Raw genomic sequence first — 15,145 nt, 5'->3', positions numbered from 1 at the left:
CACGACGCGAAGCACCGCCCCCGCACCCCGACTTTGCTCCCGCGCCCGCAAGGAGGGCGCTCCCATGGCCGAGAAAAAGAATCCCAATCACATCCGCCTCACCTCCCACCCGGATGGCGACGTCCCCAGCGTCCCCATCCGCTGGGGAGACGGCGAGCCGACGCGCCGCGGCCCTGTCGTCGCCACGCTGACGGAAGCCGGGCACCGCAACGTCATCGGCACGCATGCCGGCGCGTATGCCGTGTACCGCGCGCTCGCCGTGGCCGCGGGCATGCTGCCGCAGGACCACCGGGCCGACCTGAAGAACACCGCGCCCGCCGCGCAGGTGGGGCCGCATCCGTCGTGGAGCGACCCGCAGCGCATCGTCTCGCTGGACCCCTGGGGCGCCATCGCGCCGCAGGCCTTCCGGCCCTTCGCGGAGCAGGGCATCGACTTCCGGCCGACCATCGCCGTCACCAAGGCGCACATCAACTTCCCCGAGGTGCGCGACGCCATCGATGCCGGGCGCCTGACGCCGGACGGAGACCTGCTGCGCGGCAATGGCGACATCAAGGTGACGAAGGCCGCGGTGGACCCGGTGTGGTACCTGCCGGGCATCGCGAAGCGCTTCGGCATGACGGAGAGCGCGCTGCGCCGCGGCCTCTTCGAGCAGACGGGCGGCATGTTCCCGGAGCTGATTACGCGTCCGGACCTGCACGTCTTCCTGCCGCCCATTGGCGGGCTGACGCTGTACGTCTTCGGCGGCATCGAGACGCTGGCGGACCGGGACGTGCCGCTGACGGCGCGCGTGCATGACGAGTGCAACGGCTCCGACGTGTTCGGCAGCGACATCTGCACCTGCCGGCCCTACCTGGCGCACGGCATCGAGGAGTGCGTGCGCACGGCGCAGGCGGGCGGCGCGGGGCTCATCGTCTACCTGCGCAAGGAAGGCCGGGCGCTGGGCGAGGTGACGAAGTTCCTCGTGTACAACGCGCGCAAGCGGCAGGAGGGCGGTGACTCCGCGGCCACCTACTTCCAGCGCACCGAGTGCGTGGCCGGCGTGCAGGACATGCGCTTCCAGGAGTTGATGCCGGATGTGCTGCACTGGCTGGGCATCACCCGCATCCACCGCTTCGTATCGATGAGCGACATGAAGCACGACGCGATTACGCGCTCGGGCATCGAAATCCTGGAGCGCGTCCCCATCCCCGACGAGCTCATCCCCGCAGACGCGAAGGTGGAGATGGAGGCGAAGAAGGCCGCGGGTTACTTCACGCAAGGGCCGGTGGCGGACGCGGCGGGGCTGGCGCAGGTGAAGGGGCGGGACCTCGATGTCTGATTCCTCATTGGCCAGGTCGGACCTCTCTCCCGCGGTGGCGTGGCTGCGCACGCCGTCCGCCATCCGCGAGCGCTGCCACCAGCTGTTGGACCTGGGGCTGGCGGGCAAGCTGGAGCACTTCCGTGTCGAGCCGTCGCGGCTGCCCATCGTCGTGGACACGGTGCTGCACGTGACGCGCGAGCACTACCCCACGCTGGACGTGCCGCTGCACAGCCGCTGGCGCCACTTCGACGTGGGCGGCGTGGCGCGGTTGGCGGAGCTGGAGGCGCGGCTGAAGGACGCCTCTCTTCAAGAGCGGGCGCGCGCGAAGCTGGACCTGGTGGTGGTGAGCGTGCTGCTGGACGCGGGCAGTGGCCCGCAGTGGCGCTACCAGGAGGCCGGCGGGAAGACGTGGGCGCGCTCCGAGGGGCTGGCCGTGGCCAGCTTCCGCATGTTCATGGAGGGGCGCTTCTCGTCGGACCCGGACCGGCCGCTGCGCGTGGACGCGGAGGCGCTGGGGCGGCTCACGCGCGAGGCGCTCGCGCAGGGCATGCAGGTGACGGATGCCAACCCGGTGGATGGGCTGGAGGGCCGGCTGCACCTGCTGCACGGGCTGGCGAAGGTGCTGCCTCGGCCAGGGACGCTGCTGGACATCATCACCGCGCAGCAGCGCAGCGTGCGCGCCGCGGAGCTGCTGGGGCTGGTGTTGGAGGTGCTGGGTCCCATCTGGCCGGGCCGGGTGATGGTGGACGCGGTGAACCTGGGCGACGTGTGGCCACATCCCGCGCTGGGGTCGGTGGAGAGCCTGGAGGCGCTGGTGCCCTTCCACAAGCTGTCGCAGTGGCTGACGTATTCCCTGGTGGAGCCGCTGTCCGAGGCCGGTGTGGTGGTGACGGAGCTGGATGGCCTCACGGGCCTGCCCGAGTACCGCAACGGTGGCCTGCTGGTGGACCTGGGCGTGCTGTCTCCCCGGGAGCCGCGCCTCTTCACGCAGTCCTTCCACCCGGGTGACGAGCCCATCGTGGAGTGGCGCGCGCTGACGGTGGCGCTGCTGGACCGGGTGGCGGCGCTGGTGCGTGGCCGGCTGGGCCTGAGCGCGGAGGAGCTGCCGCTGGGGAAGGTGCTCCAGGGTGGCACGTGGACCGCGGGCCGGCGCGTGGCGGCGGAGCGGCGTCCCGGGGGTGGGCCGCCCATCCGCGTGGACAGTGACGGCACGGTGTTCTGACGGGAGGACGCAATGGAGTTTCCGAACTGCACGGTGGTGGACCACCCGCTGGTGAAGCACAAGCTCACGCAGATGCGCCGGGTGGAGACGAGCACCGCCTCCTTCCGGGCGCTGCTCCAGGAAATCTCACTGCTGCTCGCGTATGAGGCGCTGAGAGACCTCAAGGTGCGCGAGGAAGAAATCCAGACGCCCATGGCGCGCACGGTGGCGCCGGTGCTGGATGGCAAGAAGCTGGTGTTGGTGGCCATCATGCGCGCGGGGCAGGGCATCCTCGACGGGATGTTGCAGCTGGTGCCCTCCGCGCGCGTGGGGCACATCGGCTTGTACCGGGACCCGGAGACGCTGTCGCCGGTGGAGTACTACTACCGCGTGCCCGGCCAGCTCGCGGACCGGGACGTGGTGGTGTGCGACCCGATGCTCGCCACGGGGAACTCGGCGGTGGCCGCGCTCCAGCGGCTGAAGAAGAGCAAGCCCGGCTCATTGCGCTTCGTCTGTCTGCTGGCGTGCCCGGAGGGCCTGGCGAACCTGCGCGAGCACCACCCGGACGTCCACGTCTACACCGCGGCCGTCGACGAGCGGCTGGACGAGCACGGCTACATCCTCCCGGGCCTGGGCGACGCGGGCGACCGGCTCTTCGGGACCAAGTAGCGCGGTGGAGGAGATACCCCTCACCCGGCAACGGTGACTTGGCGCGCGGCCGTGTCCGGGACAGGATGCGCGCCGCGGACGGGGCCGGCGCAATCGGTTGGGGTGCAGTGATGCAAGGAATGCTTGTTCGCGCCCGGCGCATGATGGTTTGGCTGGGCTGCGCCAGTGTGCTGGGACTGTCGGGAATCGCCCGGGCGGAGTCGGAGCCGTGCCCGTGCTCCACGTCGAACCAGAGCGTCGTCTCCGAGGTGCCGTGCCTCATCTTCCGCGCGTCCGTCAGATGCGGACTGAGCAGCGTGCGCAACGCCTGTGCGCAGACGGTGACGCTGGTCGACTGGCCGTTGTCGAGCTGTTCGGACAGTGTGTGTACCCAGGCGCTCGCGCCAGGGGACGAGGCGGGCTTCATCTTCGGCAGGGAGGAGTCCGAGAGCGAGCGCTTCGTCGAGCAGTCCTATACGGTGCAGGTGGACGGCGTGGACCAGCGGCTCGCCATCAGCGCGGAGGTGACGTGCAAGGACGTCCGCGATTCCGATGGCTGTGCAGCGGCGCCGGGTGCGCTGGGCGTGGCGGGGGTGGCGCTGCTGGTGGGCGCGGTGGCTCGCCGGCGCCGTGGAGCTTGAGCGCAGGCTCTGAGCGGCGCTGTCCGTCGTGAAGATCGGGCGGCGTGTCGGGCACGGCCGCGCTGAAGGCGGGGCCGCTCGCCGTCCTATTCTTGTCGCCGAGGCGCGCCTTGCTCAGCGGCCCGTGCATCCCCGCCGGGCCTGAGCGCATTCACCTCCCACGGTGAGCGCTTGGGCCCGCGCAGCGCGGCGATGTCCGCCGGGACGTACAGGCGCGCGCCGGTGGGGGGCGTGTTGCCGAAGTGGGTGAGCACGTGGTTCAGCACCGCCGCCAGCTCCACGTCCTGCATGTGGCCCATGGAAGGCATGGGGGCGCCCCAACGGGGGCTCGTCAGTCCGTGGAGGTGCAGCTCCACCAGGTATTCGCGTCCCCCCGGCGCGGCGAAGAGGCGCGCGGTGTCCGTGAGGCCGGGGTACTGGTCCCAGCCCAGGCCTTCACGGCCGTGGCAGTTGCGGCAGTTGCTCGCGTAGGCGTGCTCGCCCACTTCGCGCCATTCGAAGTCGTGCTCCGGGGTGGGTTCGTATCGGGCCAGCGTCGCGTACTCGTCGGAGAGGACGAGCTGAGAGGAGCGCATCCAGGCGAACAGCGCGGAGCCGAGGATGAGCAGCGCGGCGATGGTGTAGGTGGCGATGTTCGCCACGAGGTGTCGCATGGTGGCAGAGGCTCCAGCCTAGGCGAGGTTGAACTTCTCGAGGTGGATGTGCGCCTCGGGGACGTCGCGCTCCCGCAGGGCTTCGTGCACCGCCGCCATCATGGGCGGCGGGCCGCAGATGAAGAAGAACCGCGCGAGCTTCTCCTTCGGCAGGTGCCGGTCCAGCACCTCGCCGGTGAGGACGCCGCGCTCTCCCTTCCAGTCATCCGCGGGCTCCTTGAGGACGTAGACGCAATGAAGGTTCACCTTCTCCTCCAGTTCGGTCAGGGCCTCGCGGAAGGCCACGCTCTCCCAAGCCGTGTCGGCGTAGAAGAGCGTGACGGGCCTGGGGTCCTTCCGGTCCGCCATGGTGCGCAGGAAGGAGAGGATGGGGGTGATACCCACGCCGCCCGCGATGAACACGTAGCCGACGGCCGGATAGCGGTCGATGCTGAACGCGCCGTGAGGACCGTCGAGGAACGCGCGGGTGCCCGGGGGCACGCCGCCCATGCGTCCGCTGAAGTCCCCCAGTGACTTGATGCCGAACTCCAGCCGGTCCGAGCGCTCGGCGCTGGAGGAGAAGCTGAAGGGGTGCTCTTCCAGCGTGAAGGGGGAGCCCTCCAGCTTGAGCCAGGCGAACTGACCGGGGGCGAAGCGCATGCCGTGGTTGCCCACGGGCTCCAGCACCAGGGAATGCGTGCCGCCGCGCTCCGTGCGGACCTCGGCGACGCGCCAGTGGTAGTTTCGTTGCCACGCGGGACGCAGGACGCGCAGGTAGACGACGAGCGCGACCATGGCGACGCTCGTCACCACCCAGATGGCGTGCTTCCACGGCGTGTTGGTGTACAGGCCCGCCATGGAGACATGAAGCTGGGCGAAGACGATGGCGGCCACGCCCAGCAGCAGGTGCAGGAGGCGCCAGCGCTCGTAGTTGATTTTGAGCCGCTCGCGGAACTGCGATGACACCACCAGGGTGACGAGCGCCAGCACGCTCAGCAGCGCGCAGCGGCTGGCCCAGTTTCCGCCCAGCGGGTTGAGCAGCTTCAGGCGAGACGGGTTGTCGATGACGATGATGAGCGGATGGGCCAGCACCAGGCACACGGCGACCATGGCGATCTGCCGGTGATACTGGAGGATGATGTCGATGCCGTAGGGCGCGGTGATTCGCTTGAAGCGCGCGATGAGCACGAACTGAACGGCGATCTGCGTCAGTCCCACGAAGCCCAGCGCCACGGACAGCTCGAGCCAGAAGGACCGCCCGGACGGGGCTGGGGGGATGAGCATCAGGAAGACGGGCACCAGCACGACCAGCAGGTAGAGACTGATCCAGAAGAAGCCAGACACCACGCGGTTCATGCGGAAACTCCCATCAGGCCCCGTAGCCCGGGATGCGATCGCGGAGAACGTGGAAGCAGGCAAGTATCGCTCGCACTGTTCACGGAATGACCCGCGCCGTCCGTCCCTGCGGCCAGGTGTGCGGGGCCCGGGGCCCCCTGGCCCCACCGCGAGGGCGTGCACATCGTTCGGAGGGACGCATGCCAGGAGAGGAGAACGACGATGGCGGAGAAGCGCACGCCGAAGACACGTGACTCGTCCGAGTCCCCGCAGCCGGACTCGCGCCTCCGTGAGTCGATGCGCGACCCGGAGACGGAGCGACGGGACGCGGAGGACCGCGAGGTGACGAACGAGGCCCACCGCTGGGGCCGCGAGGGCAACTCCCGCGAGGAGCGTGGCTACCCGCGCGAGGGTGACGCGAGCAGCGACAAGGGCAAGCCGTAGGCGCCGCGGTCCGCCGGCACCCGGGGGGCCCTTCCAGGGATGCCGGGTGTCTGGATTAGGGTGGAGGCGTGTCCGCCTCCGTCCTGCTGCTGTTGCCCCTGCTTTGTGCCTCCGCCCCCACGCGCGTGGAGCTGGTGTTCGGTGGGGATGTGATTCCCCATGGCGAGGTGAAGGAGGTCGCGAGGCTGCACGCCCGCACCGGGGCGCCGCCGCCGGAAGGAGGCCAGGCGCCCTCGCTCAACCATGAGGGCTGGGACCACGTCTTCGGGCCCATCGCGGACGTGCTGCGCACGGCGGACGTGGGCGTCGTGAATCTGGAGACGCCCGTTACCGACAACAAGAAGGCGGTCGCGCGGGAGCTCTTGTTCAACGCGCCGTCGGCCATGGTGCATGCGCTGGCCTCGGCCGGGGTGAAGGTGGTCTCCACCGCGAACAACCACGCGAGGGACCAGCACCCCGCGGGCATGTTGGAGACGCTGCGGCACCTGGATGCGGCGGGCATCCGTCATACGGGCACGGGCGCGACGAAGGACGCCGCGTGGGAGCCAGCCTTCGTGGACGTGCGCGGCGTGAAGGTGGGGTTCCTGTCCTTCACGCGCATGCTGAATGGCTTCAGCAATCCGAAGGATGCGCAGGCGCCGCACGTCGCGCTGGTGCCCTATGCGGGGCACGAAGCGCACCGGGGGATTCAGCCCGAACAGGTCATGGAAGCCGTGCGCGCCGCGGCGGCGCGGTGTGACGCGCTCATCGTGCTGGCGCACTGGGGGACGGAGTACAAAGGAGAGCCACGGCCCGAGGACCGCGAGCTGGGCCGCGCGCTGCTGGACGCGGGGGCGAGGGCGGTCATCGGGCACCATCCGCATGTGCTCCAGCCGCTGGAGTCGTACCAGACGGTGGACGGGCGCAAGGGGCTCATCGCGTACTCGCTGGGCAACCTGGTGGCGAACCAGGACCGCTTCTACCGGCACGAGGTGGGGGCGAAGCAGTCGGGGGGCGACCGGCGGGACTCGATGTTGCTGCGGCTGTCGCTGGTGCGGCCCATGCCCGGTGTGTCGGTGGCTCTGGAGGAAGTGGCGGTGCTGCCGGTGTGGATTGAGAACAACGCGGTGGGGCGGGCGCGAAATGAGTCGCGGAACATCCAGCCAGTGCTCATCGACCGGGAGGTGGAGGAGGTGACGGCGCGGCTGGCGTTGCTGGCGGCGCGCCCCGCGCCTCTGGACAAGGAGACTCGCGCGCAGAAGGCCTTGCTGGAGCGGCGGCTGGAAGGCTCCAAGCACCGGCGCGAGCGCATTCTCCGGATGTTGCCGGAAGGGTTCGCGGTGGCGTCCCCTGAGTTGCGTCGGCGTGGGACGGAGACTGTGCCTCCAGGGCGGTTGGCCTCACAGCCGTGATGGCAAAGGCACACGTGGGTGTGCCGAAGTTCATCCTTGCTGTGAGATGTCCATGGTCTTTCAATTGGGCGGACTTTGGGGTGAGTCGGCTTCTGAGCAAGTCACGCCTGGGGTTGGGGTAGAGTGCACCCTATGCGTCAATCCGCCATCCTCCTCCTGCCTCTGTTGTTGCTGGCCTGCAAGAAGGACTCGAAAGAGCCGGACACGAAGCAGGCCGCGGTTCACGTCAAGATTGGCCACCACCCGCAATTCAGTAAGGGTTGCATCACGGTGGAGGCCCATGGTGGCACCGGTGAGACGGAGCGCGCGGAGTTCAAGGAGTCCCAGTTCGACTCCAACGACCCGGTGTTGAACGTCGCCGTCTTCCGGAAGGCGGACTGGTCGCGGGACGTCGAAATCACCGTCAAGGTTTTCGAGAAGGGGTGCGCGGAGGCGCAGTTGGTGGATGAGCGGAAGCGGACCTTCAGCTTCGCCTCCGCGGGCCGGCAGGAGTGGTTGCTCGAGGACTTGCACACCGCTGACGAGGACGGTGACGGCTTCGTCCCACCGGGTGGTCCGATGAACCGGGGGACGGACTGCGATGACTCGCGGGAGACGGCTTACCTTGGCGCGGCGGAGCTCTGTAACGGCCTGGATGACAACTGCGACGGCCAGATGGAAACGGGTGTCGTTAACAAGACCTGGTACCTGGACAACGACCGCGACAGCTTCGGACGCAATGGACCCGGGACGGATGCCTGTGACCCGCCGAGTGAACTTCATGTCGAGGTGACGGGGGATTGTGACGACGAGCGGGCCGACGTTCATCCGACCGCCGAGGAAAAGTGCAACAGCGTGGACGACAACTGCGACAGTCGAGTCGACGAGTTGTTCACGGAGGGGCCTGGTGCACTGGGGACGGCTTGCACGGAAGCCTGCAACGGGATGTATGCATGCAACGACACGCAGACGGGGACGGTCTGCGTCGGCACGCCTTCGACTCCGCTCTACGCGGACGCGGACAGCGACGGAGAGGGCGAGAAGGATAGCGCGCCGGTGGGAGAGCTGTGCCCTGGCGCGCCTGTGCCTCCGATGATGGCGGACAACACGCGGGACTGTGACGACGCTGACCCCGACACGAACACCCAGGCGACGGAGGTCTGCGACGGGCTGGACAACGACTGCGACGGGCAGGTGGATGAGGAGATGTCCTGCGGCGTGCTGAAGAAGGTGGAAGACCCCGTGCTGGCAGGGGGCAATTGGAGGACGGTGGCCGTGCACCCGGATGGTTACCCGGTGTGGGTGGCGGGATTGGATGGCAGGCTTGCGGTGAAGATGGACGCGACTTCAGCGTTCGTGAGTCACAGCGGGGATACGACGACTCGGTGCGGGCCGGCCGGAAACACGCTGGATTGGCACGCGGCGTGGCTCAATCCCAATAACAGTTATCTTGTCGTGGTCGGTGAAGACGGTTGGATTGGCGAGCACAACGGCGGTTCCTGTTCCCCAATCCAGAGCAACCTTCAAGGCAACAGCGATTACTTCTCCAGTGTCGTTGGAGTAGGAAATCCAGCTCAAGTATTCATGGTCTCCACCTTGGGCCACTTGTATGAGTGGACAGGCGCTGCCCAGCGCCACGACTCATCCGGCCGGTACTGGGGGCTCCATGCACTCGGCAATGATGCGCTGTATGCGGTGGGCTCGACAGGAGAGTCGTCACCGCTGACGCCGGTGGTGAATCTCTATATCCGCAACACTACCTGGGGCACTCCGGCTGCGCACAACCTCCAGGGGACCACAGGCTACAACGGCGGCTTGCGAGCGGTATGGGCTGCGGACTCGACGCTCATCTATGCGGTGGGTGACGGAGGCCTGGTGGTGAAAGGCGGCGGCCAGTCGAGGGACTGGGAGCGGGTACTCTCTCCTTCAGGGGCTGCGATCAACTACGTCAGTGTGGCTGCTCCGCCCGGGACAAAGAATGCCTACATCATTGGAAACGAAGATAGCGTAGGAAGGTTGCAGCGGTTGACCCCTTACGGTTGGGCCAAGGCTCCATCCTTCGCTACGGGCGAGCCAAGCGTGCAGCTCCGCGACATCGCGATGACCTCCTCAAGCAACTTCTGGATCGTCGGCGATGATGGAAACGTCTACCACTTCCCGGAGCCAGCTCCCTCCGCTCAGCCATAGGTTGATGGGTTGGAGTTGGCAGGGTTTTGCCCAAGCAGTCTGTCTAGCCTAATGTCCAGGCATGCTTGGTGCAATGACTTGGGGGCGGTGCCTGTCCCTCGCCGCATGCATATGGATTGTCATCCCCGTGCATGCGGCCAGAGCAGATGGCGATTTTGAGCGTCACGTCGCGGAGGCCGTGCGCCTCTATGATGAACTCGAATACGAGCGTGCCCTCGAGCAACTGGAGCGTGCCCGAGGGAGCCTCCGAGGCTCGCGCGATCGAGTGACGTTTGCGTTGCACCGCGGCATCATCAGCGCGGACCTCGGGCGGTGGCAGGCGGCGCGTGACGAGTTCCGCTCAGCCCTCCTGCTGGAGCCAGATGCTCGCCTTCCCTTGCGCGTTTCCCCCAAGGTCTCACGGGAGTTCGAGGCCCAGCGTGCGCTTGCGAAGGCTGAGCTGGCGCGTAGGCGAAAAGACTCGCCCACGCGTGATGGGACGCGCGTCGAGCAGTCCGAGGTGGAAACGGAGTCGATTGCGGACGCTTCTTCAGGGCTGCCTGCCGCGCTGACACCTGACCAACAGGCTACGGCTTCGAGCCCAATGGAAGTCCAAGGCACGACAGCTACGCCGAGCGCTTCCTGGCGGCGCATCGGGGGGCGGCAGGTGCCGCTTGCCAGTCTGGTGCTGCTGGGCGCTGGTATTGCGGCAACCGGTACGGGAACCGTCTTCGGCGTTTCTTCTCGAGGACATATTTCGGACGCTCGGGAGGCAAGGTTCCACGAGCAGCTCGTGGAGCGTCACGGCCGTGCGCAGCGCAGCGCGAGAACGGCCAACGTCCTCTTTGGTACGGCCGGGGTTGCGGCGGCGGGCGCCCTGGTGACCTGGCTCCTGTTGGGAGAGCGGGACGAGGCTGTCACGCAGCAAGGGGGAGCACGATGATGCGCTGGAGCATGGCCTTGCTGCTGTTCACCGCGTGCTCCGTCCCGAGTCTGGAGGAACTCCAAGGGGAACGTCCCCTGGCATGTGATGCGCAGCATGCCTGTGGAGCGGGACAGGTATGTGTTTTTGGTGCCTGTCAGGAGAGTCCCTGTGGCTCAACCACGCCGACGGTGGCATATGCGGATGCGGATGGGGACGGCTTCGCAGCGGTGGATGCGCCTTCGCGCGTGTTCTGTGGCGCCGTTCCGGCTGGCTATTCCACAACCCTGGGAGACTGCGATGACGCGCGCGCGGAGGCTTATCCTGGCGCGCCGGAACTTTGTAACGGCCTGGATGACAACTGCGACGGCCAGATTGAAACGGGGGTCGTCAACAAGGTCTGGTACCTGGACAAGGACCGCGATGGCTTTGGACTCAATGGGCCCGGCACGGAGGCCTGTGACCCGCCGAGTGAACTTCATGTCGAGGTGACGGGGGATTGTAACGACGCGCGGGCCGACATCCATCCAAACGCTGTGGAGGCGTGCAACGGCGTGGATGACAACTGCGACGGGCGCGCCGACGAGCTGTTCACGGAGGGGCCGGGGGCGTTGGGGACGGCGTGCACGGAGTTCTGCAACGGGACGTATGCCTGCAACGACGCGCAGACGGGGACTGTCTGCGTCGGCACGCCTCCGACGCCGCTCTACGCGGACGCGGACAGCGACGGAGAGGGCGAGAAGGACAGCGCGCCGGTGGGCGAGCTGTGTCCTGGCGCGCCGCTGCCTTCGATGATGGCGGCGAACACGCTGGACTGTGATGATGCTGACCGCGACACGAACACCCAGGGCACGGAGGTCTGCGACGGGCTGGACAACGACTGCGACGGGCAGGTGGATGAGGAGATGTCCTGCGGCTCGCTGAAGAGGGTGGTGGACCCCGTGCTTGCAGGGGGCAATTGGAGGACGGTGGCCGTGCACCCGAGTGGTTACCCGGTGTGGGTGGCGGGATTGGGTGGCAGGCTGGCGGTGAAGATGGACGCGACTTCAGCGTTCGTGAGTCACAGCGGGGATACGACGACTCGGTGTGGGCCGGCCGGAAACACGCTGGACTGGCACGCGGCGTGGGTCAATCCCAATAACAGCTATGTGATTGTGGTCGGTGAAGACGGTTGGATGGGCGAGCACAACGGGGGCTCCTGCTTCACCAATCAAGTGAGTCTCCCTGGCACCAGTGACTACTTCTCAAGCGTTGTCGGAATCGGAAGTCCAGCTCAGGTATTTGTCGTCACCAGCTTGGGCCACTTGTATGAGTGGACGGCCCAAACTACTCGCCACGACTCGCCCGGCCGGTACTGGGGGCTCCATGCATTCGGTCAGGATGCGCTGTATGCAGTGGGCTCGACAGGGGAGTCGTCACCGCTGACGCCGATGGTGGGTCTCTATACCCGCAGCATCATCTGGGGCACTCCTTCAGTGCAGAACCTCCAGGGGACCGCGGGATACAACGGCGGCTTGCGAGCGGTATGGGCTGCGGACGCGACGCTCATCTACGCGGTGGGTGACGGCGGCTTGGTGGTGAAAGGCAGCGGTCAGTCGAGGGACTGGGAGCGGGTGCTTCCTCCCTCGGGGCCCGCGGTCAATTACGTCAGTGTTGCCGTGCCGCCGGGAACCGAAACGGCCTATGTCATGGGCAATGACGGCAACAGGGGACGACTACAGCGGCTGACCCCATACGGATGGGCCAAGGCCCCAGCCTTCACCCCAAGCGCACCAAACGCGCCGCTCCGCGACATCGCCATGACTTCCTCAAGCAACTTCTGGATCGTCGGCGACGACGGACACGTCTACCACTTCCCGGAGCCGTAGCCCTCAGCCTCCGCCCCGTCCCTCAGGCCCTGAGGGCGGGGCGCGGTCCTCGCGGGTCAGCTCCCGCAGGGCCACGATTTTCTCCAGCAGCGGCCCTCCGTGTTTCATCCGCGCAATCCGCTGTGACGGATAGATGCCCCGGTGCCCCGTGAGCAGGTACGCCACCGTGGCCACAATCGCCACGTGGGGCAACACATTCGCCCCCAACAGCTCCACAGCCATGATGGACAGCGCCAGCGGCGTGTTCGCCGCGGCCGCGAACAGGGCCGCCATGCCCACCGCCGCGCCCAAATCCAACGGCAGACCCAACAGCCGCGCCAGGACGTTGCCCAGCGACGCGCCGATGAAGAACAGCGGCGTCACCTCGCCGCCGAGGAATCCCGCGGCCAGTGTCACCACCGTGAAGGCAAGCTTCCACGCGAATGCCGACACGGGCAGCGCTGGGTCCTCGAAGGCCCGCTGGATGCCCGGTACCCCCAGGCCCAGGTAGTCATCCGTACCGGCCAGCAGCCACAGCAGCAGCACCGCCAGACCGCCCAGCGCCATTCGCAGCGGCAACACCTGCACGCGCTGCTCCAGCAGCTTCTTCAGCCGGTGCATCAACTCCACGAACATCGTCGCCACCACGGCCACCGCCACCGCGAACACCAGCCACTTCGCCAACACCACCACCGTCAGCGGCAGCGCCCCCGGCGCCGGATACGGCGTGTGGTGGATGCCCAGCCCCCGCGTCACCAGGTCTCCCACCACGGATGCCACCAGCGCGGGCAGCAGGGCCTCGTAGCCCATGCGCCCCACCACCACGACCTCCAGCCCGAACACCGCCCCCGCCACCGGCGTGCCGAACACCGAACCGAACCCACCCGCGATGCCCGCGGCCAGCAACTCGCGGCGCGTGTCCGGGCCCACCCGGAAGCGCCGCGCCACCAGGTCCGCCAGACTGCCGCCCATCTGCACCGCTGTGCCCTCGCGGCCCGCGCTGCCGCCGAACAGGTGCGTCAGCACCGTCCCCACCAGCACCATGGGCGCCATGCGCACCGGCACCTGCGCGTCACTCGCGTGCACCGTGTCCAGCACCAGGTTGTTGCCCCCGCGAATGGGCCCACCCCACTTCCCGTACACCGCCCCCAGCACCAGCCCCGCCACCGGCAGCGCGTACACCAGCCACGGGCGTCCTTCCCGGAAGTGCGTCGCTTCGTCCAACAGGTACAAGAAGACCGCGGACGCCACGCCGCAGACGACGCCCACCAGCCCACCCAGGAGCAGCCACTGCATCAGCGCTCTCGTGCCACGGGAAAGATTCACGTGAGACACTCCGGACCTGGGTGAAACATGATGAAACACCGCGTCAAAGGTTTGCGTCGCGTCATTCTTACGACATCGCGTCAAACACGGGTGAGGTCATAACAACACCAGCTATTCTGACTTGGTGCGTTATTCTTGTTTCAGGGTGATTTGCGAATCGACGCCATGTAGCCTCCGCGCTCCCCCAACAACCCCCCAGTGGGAATCCAAAGGAGCGGGGCATGTCTTTCCGTCACAGCGGGATGTCCGTCGTCGCCATGTGCGCGGCCTTCACGGTCGGTGGTAGCGCGATGGCGAGCACCCTCAACCAGAACACGTCGTGGACCATCGACCAGCCGTCGACGTCGACGAAGTACCGCGTGGTGGCCTACGGCGACTCCATCTACGCCGGCTACAACGGTTCCGTCTTCTTCTGGAACGTGGCCCGCCGCGCGGCGCCGGTGGTGCAGGGCGAGGACCTGGCGCGGAAGTGGAACGCGGACGTGGAGGTCATCCGCCGCACCAAGTCCGGCGCGAAGGCGGACGACATCTACAACAACAAGATTGTCTCTGAGCGCTCGTACATGCAGGCGGCCAACACCCGCGTCGTCATGTTCGAGATGTGTGGCAACGACTACCTCCAGGCGCGCAGCGCCTTCTCTGGGCAGACGGGCACCTGTAACTACTCCGGCCTGGAGGCCGCGCTGGCGACCTGCACCACGTACATGGAGCGGGCGATGCAGACCATCAACCAGTACGCGCCCGCCGCCGCGACCAAGATCATCTCCAACATCTACTACCCGGGCTTCAACGCGGACAACGTGAACACCCAGTGCCGGGACTCCGCCACGGGCCAGGTGGTGAACAAGCGGGAGAAGTTCCTGCCGCTGCTGGCGAGGAGCAACTGGCGTGCGTGCAGCCTGGCGGCTCGCCACGGCTTCAAGTGCGCGGACTCGTTCGCGGAGTACATGGCCGCGGATTACGACTCCAACGGTGATGGCAAGGTGGACTCCGAGGCCATCCGCTACATCGAGGGCGAGTCCGAGGCGGCGTACGTCCAGCGCATCTCCGTCACGCTGCGCTCCACGCTGCGCGACTCCAACACGCACTTCGTCAACGCGAGCACCAGCTACGACTACCTCCAGTCTGACGACACCCACCCGACCTACACCGGTGGCACCATTTCCAGCTCGGGCGGCACCGGCGCGCTGCCCACCGACACCTCGACCTGGAACAAGACTGGCCACGACCGCATGGGCTGGGAGAGCGCGAAGTTCAACCCCGCCAGGCCGTAGTCGCTGCGACCGCGCTCACGCCTCGGGTGTGGGCGCGGT

Annotated in this window: 13 protein-coding genes; 10 read left to right on the top strand and 3 right to left on the bottom strand. The window is 67.5% G+C overall.

The window, feature by feature from the left end; genetic code table 11:
• Positions 1–64 precede the first annotated feature (64 nt).
• The 4 genes from BLU09_RS19460 to BLU09_RS19445 all read left to right on the top strand — a co-directional run bounded on the left by BLU09_RS19460 (position 65) and on the right by BLU09_RS19445 (position 3,790).
• Positions 65–1,318 (top strand): GTP cyclohydrolase II, encoded by a 1,254-nt coding sequence (locus BLU09_RS19460; protein ID WP_090491049.1) that lies wholly within the window; start codon positions 65–67, stop codon positions 1,316–1,318.
• The gene (locus BLU09_RS19455) at positions 1,311–2,522 is read left to right on the top strand and encodes a DUF1688 family protein (protein WP_090491048.1); all 1,212 of its coding nucleotides are present in this window, start codon (positions 1,311–1,313) and stop codon (positions 2,520–2,522) included. The genes BLU09_RS19460 and BLU09_RS19455 overlap by 8 nt, the downstream gene beginning before the upstream one ends.
• 12 nt (positions 2,523–2,534) lie before the next feature.
• Positions 2,535–3,170: a uracil phosphoribosyltransferase gene (gene upp, locus BLU09_RS19450; protein ID WP_090491047.1), complete on the top strand. Its 636-nt coding sequence runs from the start codon at positions 2,535–2,537 to the stop codon at positions 3,168–3,170.
• Between the two features lie 110 nt (positions 3,171–3,280).
• Complete coding sequence (locus BLU09_RS19445; RefSeq protein ID WP_306440759.1) at positions 3,281–3,790, top strand: MXAN_0125 family MYXO-CTERM protein; 510 nt, start codon at positions 3,281–3,283, stop codon at positions 3,788–3,790.
• Positions 3,791–3,876: 86 nt separating this feature from the next.
• On the opposite strand, the gene BLU09_RS19440 is transcribed toward BLU09_RS19445, so the two are convergent.
• Entirely contained in the window at positions 3,877–4,443 is a 567-nt protein-coding gene (locus BLU09_RS19440) for a c-type cytochrome (protein ID WP_090491045.1), read from the bottom strand.
• An 18-nt stretch (positions 4,444–4,461) separates the two neighbouring features.
• Positions 4,462–5,778: a ferredoxin reductase family protein gene (locus tag BLU09_RS19435; RefSeq protein ID WP_090491044.1), complete on the bottom strand. Its 1,317-nt coding sequence runs from the start codon at positions 5,776–5,778 to the stop codon at positions 4,462–4,464.
• A 201-nt stretch (positions 5,779–5,979) separates the two neighbouring features.
• Between BLU09_RS19435 and BLU09_RS19430 the strand changes: the two genes are divergently transcribed.
• From BLU09_RS19430 to BLU09_RS19410, 5 genes are all read left to right on the top strand, one after another.
• Positions 5,980–6,201 carry a hypothetical protein gene (locus BLU09_RS19430; RefSeq protein ID WP_090491043.1) on the top strand — a complete coding sequence of 74 codons (222 nt, stop codon included), beginning with the start codon at positions 5,980–5,982 and terminating at the stop codon, positions 6,199–6,201.
• A 68-nt stretch (positions 6,202–6,269) separates the two neighbouring features.
• Positions 6,270–7,592, top strand: a complete 1,323-nt coding sequence (locus BLU09_RS19425; RefSeq protein ID WP_090491042.1) for a CapA family protein — start codon at positions 6,270–6,272, stop codon at positions 7,590–7,592.
• Positions 7,593–7,724: 132 nt separating this feature from the next.
• Positions 7,725–9,758 carry a putative metal-binding motif-containing protein gene (locus tag BLU09_RS19420; protein WP_244171858.1) on the top strand — a complete coding sequence of 678 codons (2,034 nt, stop codon included), beginning with the start codon at positions 7,725–7,727 and terminating at the stop codon, positions 9,756–9,758.
• A gap of 127 nt (positions 9,759–9,885) precedes the next feature.
• Positions 9,886–10,680, top strand: a complete 795-nt coding sequence (locus tag BLU09_RS19415) for a hypothetical protein (protein WP_244171857.1) — start codon at positions 9,886–9,888, stop codon at positions 10,678–10,680.
• Positions 10,677–12,527, top strand: coding sequence for a putative metal-binding motif-containing protein (locus BLU09_RS19410; protein ID WP_090491039.1), 1,851 nt, complete (start codon positions 10,677–10,679; stop codon positions 12,525–12,527). Before BLU09_RS19415 ends, BLU09_RS19410 begins: the two co-directional genes overlap by 4 nt.
• 3 nt (positions 12,528–12,530) lie before the next feature.
• Here the strand turns inward: BLU09_RS19410 and BLU09_RS19405 are convergent, their stop codons facing one another.
• Positions 12,531–13,832 carry a chloride channel protein gene (locus BLU09_RS19405; RefSeq protein ID WP_090491038.1) on the bottom strand — a complete coding sequence of 434 codons (1,302 nt, stop codon included), beginning with the start codon at positions 13,830–13,832 and terminating at the stop codon, positions 12,531–12,533.
• 221 nt (positions 13,833–14,053) lie between these two features.
• Between BLU09_RS19405 and BLU09_RS19400 the strand changes: the two genes are divergently transcribed.
• Positions 14,054–15,106: an SGNH/GDSL hydrolase family protein gene (locus tag BLU09_RS19400; RefSeq protein ID WP_090491037.1), complete on the top strand. Its 1,053-nt coding sequence runs from the start codon at positions 14,054–14,056 to the stop codon at positions 15,104–15,106.
• The last annotated feature ends 39 nt before the right edge of the window (positions 15,107–15,145 follow it).

The organism is Myxococcus virescens, from assembly GCF_900101905.1.
GTDB lineage: Bacteria > Myxococcota > Myxococcia > Myxococcales > Myxococcaceae > Myxococcus > Myxococcus virescens.
This window is presented reverse-complemented; position numbering and strand designations above follow the sequence as displayed.

What these genes read in the sequence shown, in the direction of transcription:
- BLU09_RS19445 (WP_306440759.1), top strand. Translation starts at nt 3,281, where the DNA reads ATGCAAGGAATGCTTGTTCGCGCCCGGCGCATGATGGTTTGGCTGGGC.
- BLU09_RS19440 (WP_090491045.1), bottom strand. Translation starts at nt 4,443, where the DNA reads ATGCGACACCTCGTGGCGAACATCGCCACCTACACCATCGCCGCGCTG.
- BLU09_RS19460 (WP_090491049.1), top strand. Translation starts at nt 65, where the DNA reads ATGGCCGAGAAAAAGAATCCCAATCACATCCGCCTCACCTCCCACCCG.
- BLU09_RS19400 (WP_090491037.1), top strand. Translation starts at nt 14,054, where the DNA reads ATGTCTTTCCGTCACAGCGGGATGTCCGTCGTCGCCATGTGCGCGGCC.
- upp (WP_090491047.1), top strand. Translation starts at nt 2,535, where the DNA reads ATGGAGTTTCCGAACTGCACGGTGGTGGACCACCCGCTGGTGAAGCAC.
- BLU09_RS19455 (WP_090491048.1), top strand. Translation starts at nt 1,311, where the DNA reads ATGTCTGATTCCTCATTGGCCAGGTCGGACCTCTCTCCCGCGGTGGCG.
- BLU09_RS19420 (WP_244171858.1), top strand. Translation starts at nt 7,725, where the DNA reads ATGCGTCAATCCGCCATCCTCCTCCTGCCTCTGTTGTTGCTGGCCTGC.
- BLU09_RS19430 (WP_090491043.1), top strand. Translation starts at nt 5,980, where the DNA reads ATGGCGGAGAAGCGCACGCCGAAGACACGTGACTCGTCCGAGTCCCCG.
- BLU09_RS19410 (WP_090491039.1), top strand. Translation starts at nt 10,677, where the DNA reads ATGATGCGCTGGAGCATGGCCTTGCTGCTGTTCACCGCGTGCTCCGTC.
- BLU09_RS19435 (WP_090491044.1), bottom strand. Translation starts at nt 5,778, where the DNA reads ATGAACCGCGTGGTGTCTGGCTTCTTCTGGATCAGTCTCTACCTGCTG.